The organism is Hyphomicrobium sp. 01T421, from assembly GCF_056398805.1.
This window is the reverse complement of record NZ_JBFTQC010000001.1, coordinates 2,444,741-2,461,411: the sequence shown is the minus strand read 5'-3', so window position 1 is coordinate 2,461,411 and position 16,671 is coordinate 2,444,741. Positions and strand designations below refer to the sequence as shown.

The window sequence follows — 16,671 nt, the reverse complement described above, 5'->3', positions numbered from 1 at the left end:
GGGCATTTAATCGCGGTTTACCAGAGCATTGGAGAGTTTTTTACCGCATATCATCCGAACGGGTCAAAGGGACCCGCCAATCCGCCGCAATTAGCATCTGAATCTCCGGCGTCGAAATTGAGGATCGCCCTATGTTTTCGCGCCTGATGTCGTCTCGCCGTTTCGCTCCGCTCTTCTGGAGCCAGCTGCTGGCTGCCCTGAACGACAACCTTCTGAAGAACGCCCTGGCGATGCTCGTCGTCTACAAGCTGGCGATGGAAAACGGTCCGGCCCTCGGAACGCTGGCAGGCGCGGCCCTCGTACTTCCGTTCTTCGTCTTCTCCGCGCTTGCGGGACAGCTCGCCGATAAGTTCGACAAGGCGAAGGTTGCAGTTCGCGTTCGCCTTTTGGAAATTCCGATCGCCGTAATCGCGGCCACCGGATTTCTCCTGCCATCGGTGCCGTTGCTGTTCGCTGCTCTCGTCCTGTTCGGCACCCTGAGCGCCTTCTTCGGACCGGTGAAATACGGGCTGCTCCCCTCTCATCTCGAAACCAGAGAGCTCCCATCCGGCAACGCCCTGATCGAAGGCGCAACCTTCATAGCAATCCTGATCGGAACCATCGGCGGCAATCTCGCGTCCGGCGGCCAGACGGAAATCATCATCATCGCGACCGCCATCGTCGGCATCTCGGTGCTCGGCTGGCTTTCGGCGCGCTTCATTCCGCCGGCGCCGTCCTCGGTGCCCGATCTCGTCGTCGATAGAAACGTCGTCACCTCGACCGTCACGCTGTTGAAAGACCTGCGCGCCGACAAACGCATTTGGCAAGGCGCCCTTATCACGTCGTGGTTCTGGCTTGTGGGCGCCGCCGTGCTGGCGCTGCTGCAAAACCTCATTCCACAAACCTTGAACGGCGCACCATCCGTTTATACGCTGGCGCTCTTCACATTTGCGGTCGCAGTTGCACTCGGATCGATAGCCGCCGCGCGCGCCAGCACCAATCGGCCCAACCTCGCGCTCGTCCCCATCGGTGCATTGTTGATGGGCCTCTTCCTGCTTGATCTGGCGTGGGTCGCATCCGCCATGAAGCCCGCTCCCGAACCCCTCGGCGCGGCAGCCATTTTGACCTCGGTCGAAGGCCTTCACATGCTTGTCGACCTCGCCGGCATTGCATTCGCCGGCGGCCTCTTCATCGTACCCTCGTTTGCAGCCGTGCAGGCATGGTCGCCCGTCGAGCGCCGCTCTCGCGTCATTGCCGGATGCAACGTCCTGTCCGCCGCCTTCATGACGCTCGTCGGAATCGCGATCGCGGGGCTCCAGTACGAGAAGATCTCCGTCGCGCTCCTCTATGCCGGCCTCGGAATTGCAAACCTTCTCGTCGTGGTGCTTGTCCTTCGAGCTTGGGGCGCCGAGGGCGTGAAGGACGTCGTCCTCTTCATGTTCAAAACGTTCTTCGGGCTGGAGGTCAGAGGTCTCGAAAACCTCCCGAAACCCGGGCAACGCGCCATCATCGCGCCCAACCACGTCAGCCTTCTCGATGCGGGACTGCTGAACGGGCTTCTTCCATCCTACAATGCCTATGCGGTCGACACCGCCATCGCCAATACGTGGTGGGCGAAGCCGTTCCTGAAGCTCGCACAGTTCTACACGGTCGATCCGACCCGCCCGCTCGGCATGCGCCATCTGATCCAAGCCGTCAAAGTCGGAACATCACTTGTGATATTCCCCGAAGGACGCCTGACCGTCACCGGCGGACTGATGAAAGTCTACGATGGCACGGCGATGATCGCGGACAAGGCGAATGCACCCGTCATTCCCGTTCGCATCGATGGCCTTGAGCGCTCGCATTTTGGCTATCTCAGCAGCTCTCAGACAAAGAAAGTCTGGTTTCCGAAAACAATCGTCACCGTTCTTCCTCCGGTTTGGCTGAAGGTCGATCCTGCCCTCCGCGGCAAGGCGCGGCGCCAGGCGGCAGGCGCGGCATTGCAAGACATCATGACTGACTCTGCAGTGCTGACGACGCCGATCGATCAGACGCTCTTCGAAGCGCTGGTCGCAGCCCACAAGACGCGCGACACCGGCAAGCCTGCGATCGAGGATCCGCTCGGAAGCAAGCTCTCGTACAAGAAGCTGATCGTCGGCGCGCAGGTGCTGGGAGCGAAACTCACGCCGATGCTGCCGCCGCCTGGGTCATCCGTCGGCGTGCTGCTGCCGAATTCCGCGGGCGTCGCGGTGACGTTCTTCGCGCTGCAGACGATCGGACGCGTCCCGGCGATGCTCAATTTCTCGGCCGGGGCAGCCAACGTCGTCTCGGCCTGCAAGGCGGCGAACGTCTCGGTCGTTCTGACATCCCGCGTTTTCGTTGAAAAGGGACATCTGGAGCCGCTCGTCCAGGCCCTCGAAGCGGTCGTGCGCGTGATCTATCTGGAAGACGTGCGCCCGACGATAACGTTTGGCGATAAGCTGAAAGGCCTCATGCAAGGTGGAAGGCCCCAAGTCAAAGCCGACTACAATGCGCCCGCAGCGATCCTCTTCACCTCCGGCTCCGAAGGAACGCCCAAGGGCGTCGTCCTCTCTCATCGGAACATTCTGGCGAACTGCGCCCAGAGCCTCACGCGCGTCGCCTGCAACGGCACCGATAAGGTTTTCAACGCGCTTCCTGTCTTCCATTCGTTCGGCTTGACCGCGGGCCTGCTGATGCCGCTCGTCGCTGGCGTGCCCGTCTATCTCTATCCGACGCCGCTGCACTATCGCATCATTCCCGAACTCGTTTATCAGTCGAACGCCACGATCATGTTCGGCACCGACACCTTCCTCGCAGGCTATGCGCGAGCAGCCCATCCCTACGATTTCGCACGCGTACGCCTCATTCTCGCGGGCGCCGAGGCGGTGAAGGACCGGACAAGGCAACTCTACATGGATCGTTTTGGCGTGCGCATTCTCGAAGGCTACGGCGTGACGGAAACAGCGCCCGTGCTCGCAATCAACACGCCGCTTGCGAACAAAGCCGGCAGCGTCGGCCGCCTGTCGCCGCTGATGGAGGCGCGGCTCGAACCCGTTCCCGGAATTGAAACCGGAGGCCGATTCTTCGTGCGCGGCCCGAATGTGATGCTCGGCTATTATCGCGCCGAAAACCCCGGAGTTCTCGAACCCCCAGCGAACGGCTGGCACGACACCGGCGACATCGTCGACATCGATCCACAGGGCTTCATCACGATCAAAGGCCGCGCCAAGCGGTTCGCCAAGATCGGCGGAGAGATGATTTCCCTGTCCGCCGTGGAAGCGTTGGCCGCCGAACTTTGGCCGCAACAGATAACGGTCGTTGTCGCCCTCCCCGATCCGCGAAAAGGCGAGCGCCTGGCGCTGCTGACGACCGATCCGAATTGTACGCGCGACGCGTTCTCTCAGTTCGTACGAAGAAAAGGCGTGACCGAGCTTATGACGCCTGCGGACGTTTTCGTCGTGCCGAAAATTCCGCTGCTCGGCTCCGGAAAACCCGATTATGTTGCCGCGCTCGAACTCGCGAAGCAAACGTTGGCCGCCAAGGCTAGCCCCTCAGGGAGCAGCGAACAGCGGCCCCTCACGCCGGTTATCGGATAGATAACCGGCGACGGCCCGCGCAAGTACCGGCGCCAGAAGGAACCCGTGCCGGTACGCGCCGTTGACCCGGATCACGCGTCCCGAGTCCTCGACAATGATCCGCGGCACGTTATCGGAGAAAGCAGGCCTGACCCCCGCGCCCATCTCGAGAACGGATGCCTCCCCGAACGCCGGATGCAGCGCATAGGCCGAGCCGAGCAGATCGAGCGCCGACCGGAGCGACATCGGACCATCGTCTTCCCGCTCGATGACGGTCGCGCCGACGACGAACCGCCCGTCCCCCTGCGGCACGACATAGATCGGCTGACGCGGATGCAGGAGCCGAACCGGACGCGACAAGCTCACATCGCCCGTCTGAATGAGAACGCGTTCGCCGCGCACGCCCCTGAGCGACGGTAGATCTTCGTGAGCGCCGATCCCCCGGCAATCGATCGCAACATCTTCAGCGGTGCCGTCCCAACGACGGTCAAACTCAATATCCACGCCGAGCAAGCGAAGCTGATCGGCGAGCCAGCTCATTGCTTTTTGCGCATCGACGTGCGCTTCGCTCTCGAAATACAGCCCACGCTCAAAACGGCCGGCGAGCGACGGTTCGAGATCGGCGATGCGCGGTCCCGCAACCGCCGCATGCCCTTCCGTCATGTTGGCGAAGCGGGCGAGATCCCCTGCATCGCGCGCGTGCGCAACGACCAGCGTTCCGTTGCTGACCGTACCAGGATAGGCCTCGCGCCAGAGGCGAAGCCCCTCGCGGCCGAGATCGCGAACGCTGTGCGGCGCACCTTCTGCTTCGCACTCTGGCGCAATCATCGCCCCCGCCCAACGGCTCGATGATCGCGCGAACGGATCGCGGGCCGCCTCTATCAAGCGCACCCGATATCCGGCACGTGCCAAGGAAAACGCCTGCCAAAGGCCGAATATGCCGGCGCCGACGACGAGGATGGACGGTTTGCTCAAGGTCGAAACTCTTCAGGACGTTTCGCTTCCTCTAGCATCAATCGCCGAGAGCGACACCCTCGCGGCGTGGATCGGCCCCGCCTTCGAGACGGCCGTCGCGCCGGACGATCATGTTCACGCCGGACGTCATCGTCGCCCCGGAGACCGTTTGGCCATAGGACGTCAGTTCGTACGCCGGCCATACGATCGGCAGCGAATATTCGATCAGGAACGGTCCGCCCTGGCTGCCGAAATTCGTGAGCGACGCGGCTTGCTGCGCGTCGAGACCCCAATCCATTACGGCGACGAGCGTCTTCACGACGTAGAGGATGATCTGCGAACCGCCCGGCGAACCGGTAACGATCTCGGGCGCGCCATCCGCGCCAAGAACAATCGTCGGCGCCATCGAGCTCCTCGGCCGCTTTCCGCCCTCGATGCGATTGGCGACGGCCATGCCGTTCGCATCGACCGGAACGAATGAGAAGTCCGTCAGCTCGTTGTTGAGAAGAAAGCCTTTCGCCCAGAGGTGCGAGCCGAACGCACTTTCAATTGTCGCCGTCAGCGACACCGCGTTGCCTTCGCCATCGATGATCGAAACCTGCGTCGTGCCTGGCACTTCGTACGTCGCATCCTGACCGAACGACTTTTTAGCGAGTCCCGGCGGCAATCCGGGCTCGGCCCTCGCCATCGCCTTCTTCGGATCGATAAGCTTCCGCCGCTCGGCAAGATAAGCGTCATCCAGCAATCCCGAAGGAACCGCAACCCGATCCGGATCGGCGATGTACATATTGCGATCGGCAAAGGCGAGCTTCTCCGCCTCAGCAATGATCTGCAAAGCAGGAGCGGTCATCAGCGCCGATGCACCCTGCACCTGAGGAAATGGCTCGATGAGTTTCAGCACGGCGCCGACGGTGAGTGCCCCCGAGGAAGGCGGACCGACGCTGCAAACCTGCCGGCTGCGATAGGCGACACAGACCGGCTCGCGCTCCTTCGCGCTATAGGCCGCAAGATCCTCAGCACTCAAATCACCGGGTATGGTGTGCGCTTCTTTGACGGCCTTGACCATCGCGTCCGCAATGTCGCCGCTGTAAAACGCATCGGGCCCGCGCGCGGCAATCGTTCGCAACGTCGTGGCGTATTCGGGATTTTTGAGCAGCGATCCTGCAGCCCTCGGCGTTACGCCGCCCTCATAAAAATACGACCGCGCATCGGGCGCGAACTTTTCCGCGCTTTCGGATTTGAGAAGAACGCTGAGCCGCGGCGACACGGGAAATCCATTCTCGGCGAGCGTTATCGCCGGCTCGAAGAGCTTCGCCCACGGCAGCTTCCCGTATTTCTCGTGCGCTGCATGAATGGCGCGCAGAAGGCCCGGGACGCCGACGCTCAAACCCGAGTTCACGGCCTCCTCGAACTTCATCGGCTTGCCGTCTTTGAGAAACCGGTCGGGGCGCGCCGTGGCCGGTACCGTTTCGCGGCCGTCGAACGTCGTCATCGAACGCGTTTTGGCATCCCACAGAGTAATGAACGCGCCGCCGCCGAGACCGGAGGACTGCGGCTCCACAAGGCCGAGCACCAGCTCTGTCGCAATCGCGGCATCGATTGCCGATCCGCCTTGCCGCAATATTTCGCGACCCGCCTCGGCAGCCAGGGGCTCCGCAGCGACGACCATGTGCTGCTTGGCGACAACGAGAAATTTCTCGCGCCTGCCCGACGCACCTTCAGGAACAGGCCGGAATTCCTGCGCCGACGCCGTGACTGCGACAATCGAGCACAAAACCGCAAGCAAAATTCTGAAAGTCATGAGATCCCCAGGGATGAGCCGAGCCGAACCGGTGAGCAATCGGCGAACCACACAGAGCAAAAGATTAAGATCCGCACGCTATTAATGCCGGTAAACATGGAGCAAACGATGTCTCTTACCATAAGAAAAAAAGTCCTACTCGCCCTGGCCGCGCCCGCGCTCTTCGCTCTCGGCGCCGCAACCGCAACGGCGCTAGCGCCATCGATAACGTTCACGCCGCTGCTTCAAACGTCGAAAACGGTCGCGGATGAGCCGATCGTCTATCCGACCGGCGCGCCGGCGAAGATCACAGCCGGATATATCGATGTGCCGCCGGGCGTCTCCACCGGCTGGCACCAGCACGGTATTCCTCTCGTTGGGATGGTGATGGAAGGCGAGCTGACCGTCGACTATGGAAGCAAAGGCAAGCGAACCTATAAGCCGGGCGATACCTTTGTCGAAGCGATCCACCAGACGCACCAGGGCACCAACACAGGGACTAGCCCCCTCCGGCTTCTGGCCATCTACATCGGCGCGGAAGGCATGCCGACCTCGATCCCGGAAAAGGGTCCAGAATAGCTCCGCAAGCGGATCAATAACTCTGCTGAACGAAGCTTTCCGGCGTGCCATCCTCCGGATTGACGAAAATGACGTCCTTCGGATCGCGCCGTGGCGTATCGACCGACAGAAAAACAACCGGCTCTTCGATGATCTCCGGCAGGGCGTGAACCGTTCCCTTCTCGAAGAACAGCAATTGCCCCGGACCGAATTCGCTGACCATCGAGGCATCGCGCATCCAGAAAGTGCCGCGCCCCGAAAACACGTAGAGATATTCATCGCACGTCGCGTGATAGTGCGGCGGCGTCGGCTTGTAGACGCGAAAGACTCGAGCGCTCGCCGCCTCGCGATTTGTCAGATAGCGGTCGATAAGCAGCGTCGTCGCGGATGATGGAAACGACGCGGCGACCTCGCCGATATCGAACCGGCCAACGCTCGCCTGATCTTTCTCGTCCATGAAATCAATCCCCATTCGGATTATCACGAATTTGTAAGGTTGGCCGCGCCGCCCGGCCGTTCAGTGGCAATTCCGGCACGCTCCTCGATTCCTTTGTGCATACCACAACGAGTCCGCCTGTCTTTCGTTTGCACCCTCGACTAATTTCCCCGCCGAAAGACTTGACCTTCTGGAGGGGCAAATGCGCTCATTGAAACTCGGCGTCGCTGCGGCTGCGGTGCTGGTTGCACTATCTGCGACGGCTCAAGCCGGCGACTGCGTCCGCGTCGGAGCGATTGGCGATGGGCTGACGCACGACCTCGCGGTTATCATGTCGACGCATGGCTTGGCGAACATCATCGAAGCCAAGGGCCGGACGCCGAAGGGCACGGTCCACACGTCCTGCACACCGGGCACGTTCGGAACCCAGTGCCAGTCGTCGCAGCTGGCCTGCAAGTAACGAAACTTTCCGGTTTCGAGGGCTAACGGCATCATCGTGCGGAATTCCGCACGGTGATGTTTTCGTTTAGTGGAAGTCCCGCGATTTCGGAATGACGCGAACATTGCGCGGATGACGCGGCTTCGGCTCGCGCGAGAAACGCGGATGGATCCGCCGGTCGTCTTTTCGGATCGGATGCGCGGAGCCGGGCTCCGGGTGCAGCACCTCATCCGCATTCGCCACCGGCACGTCCATATCCGCAGCCCATTCCGAAAGACGCAGCAGCCAATCGCTTCTGTCGATAAGCTTCGTCGACACCACGTGAATGATATCCGCGTGCTTCTCGACCTGTCTTTGCAGACGGCCTTCAACCACGATGAGCCGCGACGTCATCACGACCTTGCGAAAACGTTCGAGCAGCTTCGGCCAGATGATGACATTGGCAATGCCGGTCTCATCCTCGATCGTCATGAACACGACGTTGCCCGTCCCCGGCCGTTGCCGGACGAGCACGACGCCCGCCACCCGAACAAAGGAGTCGTTTTTCGCATTGGCCAACTCCTTGCAGGAGAGCACGCGCTCGCGGCGAAAATCCTCGCGCAGAAACGACATCGGATGCGCTTTGAGTGAAAGACGCAGCGTCTGGTAATCGTTGACCACATGCTCCGAGAGCGCCATCTCGGGCAATGTGACGTCGGCCTCCTTCCCAACGTCCTGCGTCTCGCTCCAGGAAAAGAGTGGCAGCGGCGGCGCATTGGAGAGCGCTTTGACTTCCCACAGAGCCTGCCGGCGATCGAGCCCCAGCGAGCGAAACGCATCCGCCGCCGCGAGCTTCTCGAGCGTGCTGACGCTTCCGCGCTTTGCGACATCCGCAATGCCTTGAAATCTTCTGTTCGTCCCGTGCTTCTGCGTCCCATGCGCAGTCGGAGGTGACGGCGGAATGAGCGTCGGGAATTTTCGGCGCAAAGCCTGCTTCTTCTCCGGATCTTTCTCCGGAACCTCGTGAATGTCGGCTTCGCTGAGGCCATCGATGAGACGCAGTCCGAGCCTCAACGCGGGACGGCCTCCTTCGAGTGTCCGCTCCAATGTCGAATCCCAGTCGGAGAAATTGACGTCCGTCTCCCGAACCTCCACCCCGTGCTCGTGAGCATCGCGCACGATCTGCGCGGGCGCGTAAAAACCCATCGGCTGCGAATTCAAAAGCGCGCACGCGAACGCCGCCGGATAGTGACATTTGATCCAGGACGACACATAGACGAGAAGCGCGAAGCTCGCCGCATGGCTCTCGGGAAAGCCGTATTCGCCAAAGCCCTTGATCTGGGCAAAACAGCGCGCCGCAAATTCCTCTTCATAGCCGCGCTCGACCATGCGCGAGACCATCTTCTCTTCAAGCAAACCGATCGTGCCGACACGGCGAAACGTTGCCATCGCCCGCCTGAGATCGTTGACCTCCTTATCGTTGAACTTGGCGGCAACCATCGCAATGCGCATCGCCTGCTCTTGAAAAAGCGGTACGCCCAATGTCTTGCCGAGAATGTTCTTGAGTTCGTCTTCGTCGCCGCCCTTGGGATAAGGATAGACGACGGCCTCGAGCCCGTTGCGGCGCCTGAGATAGGGATGCACCATATCGCCCTGGATCGGCCCCGGACGCACGATCGCGACCTCGATGACGAGATCGTAAAATATCCGCGGCTTGAGGCGCGGAAGCATGTTCATCTGCGCCCGGCTCTCGACTTGAAACACGCCAAGCGAATCCGCACGGCACAGCATGTCGTAAGTCTTTTCGTCATCGCGCGGGACGGTCGCGAGGGTGATCTTTCTGCCGTGATGCTGCTCGATCAGATCGAAAGCCTTGCGAATGCAGGTCAGCATGCCAAGCGCCAGAACATCGACCTTCATCAATCCCAGCGCCGCGATGTCGTCCTTGTCCCATTCGATGAAGGTGCGGTCCGCCATCGCCGCATTGCCGACCGGCACGACCTCGACCAAAGGACCGCGCGTCAGCACGAAGCCGCCGACGTGCTGCGACAGATGCCGTGGAAATCCCATCAATTCCTGCGCAAGCTTCATCGCCGCAGCTAACGTCCGGTCTGCGGGATCGAGCCCCGCGCCGCGAACGTGCTTTTCCGGCGGAACGCCGCCCCCGTGCGTTCCCCACACCATGCCGGCAAACGCCGAGATCGTATCTTCCGAAAGGCCGAACACCTTGCCGACATCGCGCACGGCCGATCGCGAACGATATGAAATGACGGTTGCGGTCAGCCCTGCACGGTCGCGGCCATAGCGCTCATAGATCCATTGAATGACCTCTTCGCGCCGCTCGTGTTCGAAATCGACATCGATATCGGGCGGCTCCAGGCGCGCAGACGAAATGAAACGCTCGAAGAGCAGATTGACCTCGATCGGGTTGACCGCCGTAATGCCGAGGCAATAGCAGACGACCGAGTTCGCAGCCGACCCGCGCCCCTGGCAGAGAATGTCCTTGGATCTCGCGAACGCGACAATGTCGTGGACGGTCAGAAAATACGGCGCGAATTTGAGCTGATCGATCAGCTTGAGCTCTTTCTCGATCGTGTCCCGAACTTTTTCCGGCACGCCTTCGGGAAAGTGACTCGCGGCACCTTTCCAGGTCAGCTCGACAAGATGCTCCTGTGGGGTCTTGCCCGGAGGCACCGGTTCGTCCGGATATTCGTATTTGAGATCGCGCAGCGAAAACCGGCAGGCTTCGATGATGTCGAGCGTCCGCGCGAGCGCCGCTTCATGACCTTTGAAGAGGTGCGCCATTTCTTCCGCGCTTTTGAGGTATCGCTCGGCATTGGCCTCGAGCCGGAGACCGGCTTCCCGAAGCGTCGTCTTTTCGCGAATGCAGGTGACGACATCCTGCAGCGGACGGCACTCAGCGTGATGATAGAGCACGTCGTTGGTCGCAACGATCGGCGTGCCCGCCCGTTCGCCAAGCGCGGCAAGCGCCGCGATGCGCGACCGGTCGTCCCCGCGATAGGTATGCGAAGCCGCAAGATAAAGGGGCGCATGACCGAGAGCGTCTTTGATCCGCCCGAGCGATGCTTCCAACACCCCCCGATTCACCCCTCCCCTTGACGGGGAGGGGCCGGGGGTGGGGTGAAGGAGGTCGTCATCGCAGCCCCCCACCCCTAACCCCTCCCCGCGAGGGGGAGGGGAATCGAAACCGTTCAAACGCTCACCCACGGATTCAAATGGAATGATATTTGCGATTTGAATTTCGGACGCCAGCCTGCGCGCAGTACTTAGCGTCACCTCCCGCCAATCCCAATCATCCGGAGGCAGCGCGATGAAGATCTGGCCTTCCGCATGCGCGGCGACATCGGCGAGATAGAGAATGCATTTGCCTTTGTCCGCCCTGAGCTGCCCATGCGAGAGCAAGCGGCAGAGCCGCCCATAGGCCGCGCGATCCGTCGGATAGACAAGCAGGCTCGGCGCATCTTCGAGATCGAGACGCGCGCCGATCACGAGACGAATTTTAGGTTTCTCCTCCCCCTCGTCTGGTTTCGCCGCCACGTACGCTCGCACGACGCCCGCAAGCGAATTGCGGTCCGTCACCGCAATCGCCGAAAGACCCAGCGCCTTCGCCTGCTCGACAAGATCCTCCGCATGCGAGGCCCCGCGCAGAAACGAAAAATTCGTTGTCACCTGAAGCTCGGCGTAGCGAAGCGTCATTGGCGTCGCCTCACGCAAATAGCCCATGCAGGAACCAACGAGGCCGCTCGCTTCCCTCTTCGCCCTCATAAAGGCCATGCCGGAAAACCCAGTACATCGCGCCTTGCTGATCCTCTATCCGGTAATAGTCGCGCGTACGCGGCCGCTTCTGATCTTCATCGAGATAGAGCGTCCGCCACCATTCAGGCGCGATGCGCTCCGGTCCTTGGGCGCGCGCCACGCGACGCTCGACACGCCGCCAGATGAAGCTCGCCGGCGGTCCATCCGGCACGCCGGCCGTAACTTGGATCGGCTCAGGCCGCGAAAGCATGAAAGCCGGACGAAGCAATCGCTTCGGATAGGGCCAAGGCGGCGTGTAGGACGTAACGCGCGACGACGTTTCAGCCAGCACATCGAGCGCCGGGAGCCGCACCTCCGCACGTTCCGGGATGTGGCTGCCGTTGGGACGCAGCACCGTTATCGCGTCGCGCCCGAGACGATTGGCGAGACGGTCGACAAGCTCCGAAGGATCGCGAAAGGCCGCGCTGTGGGGCGAGGCAAAACCCTTTTGATTGGCTCCGCGCTTTCCCGCACGCACCGCGTCGAGCCGGAGAATATCGACCCCGAAGCCCGCGTCGATGCTCGAAAATTTCTCGCTGAGCAGCGCCATCATGTGGCGAGCGTCGTGACAAGGCGTGCTCATGGCAGCGGCAATTGTCCCGCTCGTACCGTCGGCCCGATAGAACGTCAGACGAAGAACCCGCGCGCCGAGATCCTTCGCAGCAAGCGCGGCAGCAAGTTCGTCCGCGAGTTCATTCGTGAAGGCCTCCAAGGCTTCCGATGAGATCAGAGGCTCGGCGAAAGCCCGCGCAACCGAGAGGACGGGTGGAGGCTGCATCGGCCGGCGCGGCTCCTCCATCGCACCGAGGGCCTGATCGAGCCGCACGAGAACGGCAGCGGCAACATCGGAGGAACGAAACCGCCGCGCCAGGCTATCGCGCGGAATATCGTAGAGCTGGCCGATGTGGCGAAGACCCAATCGCTTCAGCAGCAGAATACGCGGAGCATCGAGCCGCAGCGCCTCGACGGGAAGAAAGCCGATCGCAGCGCGCGTCTCGGAAACCGGCGCCATCGCCCACGCAGCATCGGGCGGGCAGCCGAAACGGGCGAGCGCATGCGCGGCGCCAAGCGTATCGGCAAGCCCGGCCTGCACGGCAACGCCGAACGACAAAAGATGCTGCGTCATGTCATTGAGCAAGTTCTCTTCGCCTCCGAAGAGATGAGCGACACCGCTAACGTCGATCCACAAGCCATCATTTCCGTCGACGTGCCGGTTTGGACCGTAGCGGCCGGCCCAACGCGCAAGCTTCAAAAGCGCAATACGATCCTTCTCGGGCTCGGCGGGACGCGACAGGAGATCGGGATGCGCCGCCCTGGCATCGGCCAGCGATGTGCCGGCCTCGATCCCGAGAAGCCCGGCCGCCTCGTTGACGGCCACGATCGCCAGACCATGTGCTCCGCTCTTAATAAGCGCGAACGGCTGCTGTGACGGTACGGCCGTCGGCTCCGCGCGCCTGAGCCGGAAGATCGGCCACGACGGAAGCCAAATCGAAACGACGCGTTTCATCACTCCACTCCAGAAGCATGGGAGACCGTGCGGCGCTTTCGGGACGCGCCCTGCAACGCTCCAGCGCAATCGAAAAGCGCGTAGACCCCGGCGCACGCGGGTCGAAAGTGTGCGGCGCACTCCCACCGCGCTGCACGCGCCATCGGGTTGCCGTTGCCCCGGCGGGCTCGGAAGCGGGATGCGTGACGAGAAGGCAAGGCGTTGCCGTCTCTCCGGCCGCAAGGCTCAATCGGCGCGCCGGCGTCAACTCCGCCTCCTCGACAATGCCGATGACGACGGCGAGGCTCTGAGCCCGAAGACTCTCTTCGATCGCGTTCAACGCATCGCCCGCACGCGCCGTCTCGACGATGATGAGGCGCGATGGATCGAGCCCAAGGCTCGCAAGGCCAGCCGCCGACGGAGAACCGAATTCGCCTGCAAGCTGCCGCGGCCAGCACCACAACACCCAAGGCCCAATCCCGGAACCAACCATCGAAGAAGAGGAAGCATGTGCCTCTCCGCTCACTGCGAATGTCTCGATCCGGCGAACGGCGAGGCGAGCCGCAAAACCTATCCCAGCCATCCAGTCGGCCGCTGACGCGCCACGAATAGCAGAAGGCACGCCCTTGATTTCATGAAGGGAATTCGCTTCGAGCCCTCTTGGCAGAAGATCATCGCAGGCCGGGCAGCCAAGCTCCCAACGCAACCGCCGCCGCGAGCGGGGCAATGGGGAATTTTCCGGAACCGCAGATACACCCCGGCGCGGAGCATGCCGCTCGATATGTAAAATGCGGGAGCGCAAGCTCTCGATAACCGCATCCTTCCCGGACTGTGGGGATAGACCCGAGACGGCGGTGGAAACTCTCGAGTCCAATAGGAACCTCATGGTAAAGAAGTCCGTTTAGGGAACGCCTCCGAGCGACCCCCAATAATGTTCATCGTTTGTTCTAATACCAACCCTTCAATCCGTCAAGTCTGCGCAGACAAAGAACGAACTCAGATTACGCCGTCATCGAACCGCAACACATCGTTCTAAAATTCGTAAAACCCTAGGAATGTCAGCGGGGAGCGATGCAATCCCCATGGAACTGTGACTTCCCTGCTCTGCCGACGGCACCGAGACTGAATTATACCGGCTCTTCACCATTCGAAGCACAGGATGACCCCCTCGTTCTGTGTTTAGTATATTTGTTGTTCACCAACCGGAGCATCCCCCGATGAGCCTGCGCTTCCTCAGCGGATTAACCCTCTCCGCCATCGTTATGGCTGGCGGGTTGATGTCCGCATCATCGGCCAAGGCCGAAGACCTGATCGATTTCCTCTGGGGCGGCAGCGCCGAGTACGGCGGCGGCCGCAAAATCGTATCGTTTGATCCGAAGTATAAGCCCGGTCAGGTGATCGTTTCGTTCTCCGATCGCCGCCTCTATTGGATCACGAAGCCCGGCGAGGCGATGACCTATCCCGTCGCGGTTCCCAAGGAGGGAGCCCGTTGGCAGGGCGTGACTTCGGTGACCAACAAGCGCGTCAACCCGCCGTGGACCCCGACGCCGGAAATGGTCGGCAAGAACCCGCGCCTGCCGCGTTGGGTCCCAGGCGGCCATCCGATGAACCCGCTCGGCATCCGGGCAATGTATCTCGGCAGCAGCACTTACCGTATTCACGGCACCGACGCGCCCTGGACCATCGGGCAGGCCGTTTCGGCCGGCTGCATCCGCATGACCAACGAAGACGTGCTCGACCTCTATCCGCGCGTACCTATGGGGACGCGGGTGACAGTTACTTGGCAGCAGTTCTCTACGCAGCCTCTCGCGTCCGGCGACAAGTACCCGCGCTACGGCGATGCCGATTCGAACCCTCGGGCAGCCTCGTCTTCGTCCGCTTCGGCGCCCAAGGCGTCTGCGTCTGCGTCTGCCTCTGCGTCTGCCTCGGCCTCTTCATCGAACTCGTCGACCTACGAATACAGAGCTTACAACTCGGGCAAAGCGCAGAACGCCCGCGCCGCGAGCACACAATCGGCCACCAGCACACAATCGAACGGCGATGACCAGAATAACTACTTCTGGGACGAGAATCCGAAGAAGACGGCGTCTGTTTCCCAGGCCGTTCAGGAAGCACCGGATCAAGCCTCGCAGGACGCTACGAAGGACGACGATCTGGCGCTGACCCAAAAGTCGGATCCGCAGCAGAGGGACGCCGAGAAGGCGCCCAAGCACAAATCTGCTGAGGCAAAATCTGAAACCGAGCCGTCGGCCTCATCGGAGAAGAAGAAAGTTGCCAACACTTCAAGCGCAACATCGAGCGCGAAGAAGAAAGCAACGTCCGATTCCGCCTCCGACCCCCATGTTGATCCGGTTATGAGCCCCGCAATGGCTGTTCCGGATCCGGTAAAGCCGAGCGCAGTGTCGGCTCCGGCGAAGGAATCGGATTCCGGCGCGGCGACAACGCGGGCATCGGCTTCGGAAGCAGATGGGCTCCCCGTCCATAAGGCTGCTGCCGTCCAGGTTCAGTGACGCGGCACCTGAAGTCCATCATCGAGAATTTGAGGGCGGCTGATCAAGCCGCCCTTTTTCTTTGGCGTCTTCAACGGCCGATCCCACATGAGCGAAGGCGCGAGCGCGCCTGAATAGGCGTCTGTTACATTCTGCCCGCACCAGCTAGTATGTTGCGACAGTTGTCTTTTGCCGATGGCGCCCTTGGTGACCTTGCTCGACATAACCGGCACGACGCCGCGCCCGCGCCACCCCGAGAAGGTCGCGCATTCCGAAACGCCGTCGTTGCCCAAACCGAACTGGTTAAGGGTCCGCGCACCGGGCTCTCCGGGGTACGACCATACGCGAGCCATCGTTCGCGAACACAAGCTTCACACGGTCTGCGAGGAAGCCGCCTGCCCGAACATCGGCGATTGCTGGCAAAAGCGGCACGCCACAATGATGATCATGGGCGGGATTTGCACGCGCGCCTGCGCCTTCTGCAACGTCGCGACAGGCCTGCCGTCAGCTCTCGATACCGGCGAACCGCTCCGAGTTGCCGAAGCCGTGGCTCGGCTGGCACTAGAACATGTCGTCGTGACGTCAGTCGATCGCGATGATCTCGCCGACGGCGGCGCTGAGCATTTCGCAGAAACCATCCGTGCTATACGCGTGGCTTCCCCCGGCACGACGATCGAAGTGCTGACGCCCGACTTTCTGCGCAAGGATGGCGCGCTCGAAACCGTGATTGCAGCGCAGCCCGACGTCTTCAACCACAACCTTGAAACCGTGCCAGGCCTCTACCTGCGCATTCGCCCCGGCGCCCGCTACTTCCATTCGCTCCGGCTCCTGCAGCGAGCCAAGGAAATCGACCCGAAGACCTTCACGAAGTCGGGGATCATGGTCGGCCTCGGAGAAACACGCGAAGAAGTCCTCCAGGTCATGGACGACCTGCGATCGGCGGGCGTCGACTTCCTGACGATCGGCCAATACCTGCAGCCGACGCGGAAACATGCCGCTATCGCTCGCTACGTTCCGCCTGAAGAGTTCGAAGGCCTCGCACAAGCCGCACGCGCCAAGGGATTCCTGCTCGTCGCCGCATCTCCTTTGACCCGATCATCCTACCATGCGGGCGACGATTTCCGCCGCCTTCAGGCAGCCCATCGCGCGCACGTTTCGACTTAATCGAACTCATCTT

General features: G+C 61.7%; 11 protein-coding genes. 5 read left to right on the top strand and 6 right to left on the bottom strand.

Annotated elements, in window-relative coordinates; genetic code table 11:
* Positions 1-131 precede the first annotated feature (131 nt).
* Complete coding sequence (locus AC1DK3_RS11350) at positions 132-3,578, top strand: acyl-[ACP]--phospholipid O-acyltransferase (RefSeq protein WP_477192304.1); 3,447 nt, start codon at positions 132-134, stop codon at positions 3,576-3,578.
* Here the strand turns inward: AC1DK3_RS11350 and AC1DK3_RS11345 are convergent.
* Together AC1DK3_RS11345 and ggt are read right to left on the bottom strand one after the other, a co-directional pair.
* Positions 3,534-4,532 (bottom strand): FAD-dependent oxidoreductase, encoded by a 999-nt coding sequence (locus tag AC1DK3_RS11345; protein ID WP_477192303.1) that lies wholly within the window; start codon positions 4,530-4,532, stop codon positions 3,534-3,536. The genes AC1DK3_RS11350 and AC1DK3_RS11345 overlap by 45 nt on opposite strands.
* 37 nt (positions 4,533-4,569) lie before the next feature.
* Positions 4,570-6,312 (bottom strand): gamma-glutamyltransferase, encoded by a 1,743-nt coding sequence (gene ggt / locus AC1DK3_RS11340; protein WP_477192302.1) that lies wholly within the window; start codon positions 6,310-6,312, stop codon positions 4,570-4,572.
* 108 nt (positions 6,313-6,420) lie between these two features.
* Between ggt and AC1DK3_RS11335 the strand changes: the two genes are divergently transcribed.
* Positions 6,421-6,870, top strand: coding sequence for a cupin domain-containing protein (locus tag AC1DK3_RS11335; protein ID WP_477192301.1), 450 nt, complete (start codon positions 6,421-6,423; stop codon positions 6,868-6,870).
* A 13-nt stretch (positions 6,871-6,883) separates the two neighbouring features.
* Here the strand turns inward: AC1DK3_RS11335 and AC1DK3_RS11330 are convergent, their stop codons facing one another.
* On the bottom strand, positions 6,884-7,306 hold the full coding sequence (locus tag AC1DK3_RS11330; RefSeq protein WP_477192300.1) for a cupin domain-containing protein: 423 nt from the start codon (positions 7,304-7,306) through the stop codon (positions 6,884-6,886).
* Between the two features lie 181 nt (positions 7,307-7,487).
* Between AC1DK3_RS11330 and AC1DK3_RS11325 the strand changes: the two genes are divergently transcribed.
* Entirely contained in the window at positions 7,488-7,745 is a 258-nt protein-coding gene (locus tag AC1DK3_RS11325; RefSeq protein WP_477192299.1) for a hypothetical protein, read from the top strand.
* 66 nt (positions 7,746-7,811) lie between these two features.
* Here AC1DK3_RS11325 and AC1DK3_RS11320 read toward each other — a convergent pair whose 3' ends face one another.
* The 3 genes from AC1DK3_RS11320 to AC1DK3_RS11310 are packed head-to-tail and all read right to left on the bottom strand — an operon-like array spanning position 7,812 to position 13,627.
* Positions 7,812-11,498, bottom strand: coding sequence for an error-prone DNA polymerase (locus AC1DK3_RS11320; protein WP_477192298.1), 3,687 nt, complete (start codon positions 11,496-11,498; stop codon positions 7,812-7,814).
* Positions 11,431-13,026 carry a Y-family DNA polymerase gene (locus AC1DK3_RS11315; RefSeq protein WP_477192297.1) on the bottom strand — a complete coding sequence of 532 codons (1,596 nt, stop codon included), beginning with the start codon at positions 13,024-13,026 and terminating at the stop codon, positions 11,431-11,433. Before AC1DK3_RS11315 ends, AC1DK3_RS11320 begins: the two co-directional genes overlap by 68 nt.
* Entirely contained in the window at positions 12,923-13,627 is a 705-nt protein-coding gene (locus tag AC1DK3_RS11310) for an ImuA family protein (RefSeq protein WP_477192296.1), read from the bottom strand. The genes AC1DK3_RS11315 and AC1DK3_RS11310 overlap by 104 nt, the downstream gene beginning before the upstream one ends.
* A 595-nt stretch (positions 13,628-14,222) precedes the next feature.
* Here AC1DK3_RS11310 and AC1DK3_RS11305 point away from each other — a divergent pair.
* Both AC1DK3_RS11305 and lipA read left to right on the top strand, forming a co-directional pair.
* A complete protein-coding gene (locus tag AC1DK3_RS11305) occupies positions 14,223-15,515 on the top strand; it encodes a L,D-transpeptidase (RefSeq protein WP_477192295.1) in 1,293 nt (430 codons plus the stop codon).
* A gap of 174 nt (positions 15,516-15,689) precedes the next feature.
* Positions 15,690-16,658 (top strand): lipoyl synthase, encoded by a 969-nt coding sequence (gene lipA / locus AC1DK3_RS11300; protein ID WP_477192294.1) that lies wholly within the window; start codon positions 15,690-15,692, stop codon positions 16,656-16,658.
* The last annotated feature ends 13 nt before the right edge of the window (positions 16,659-16,671 follow it).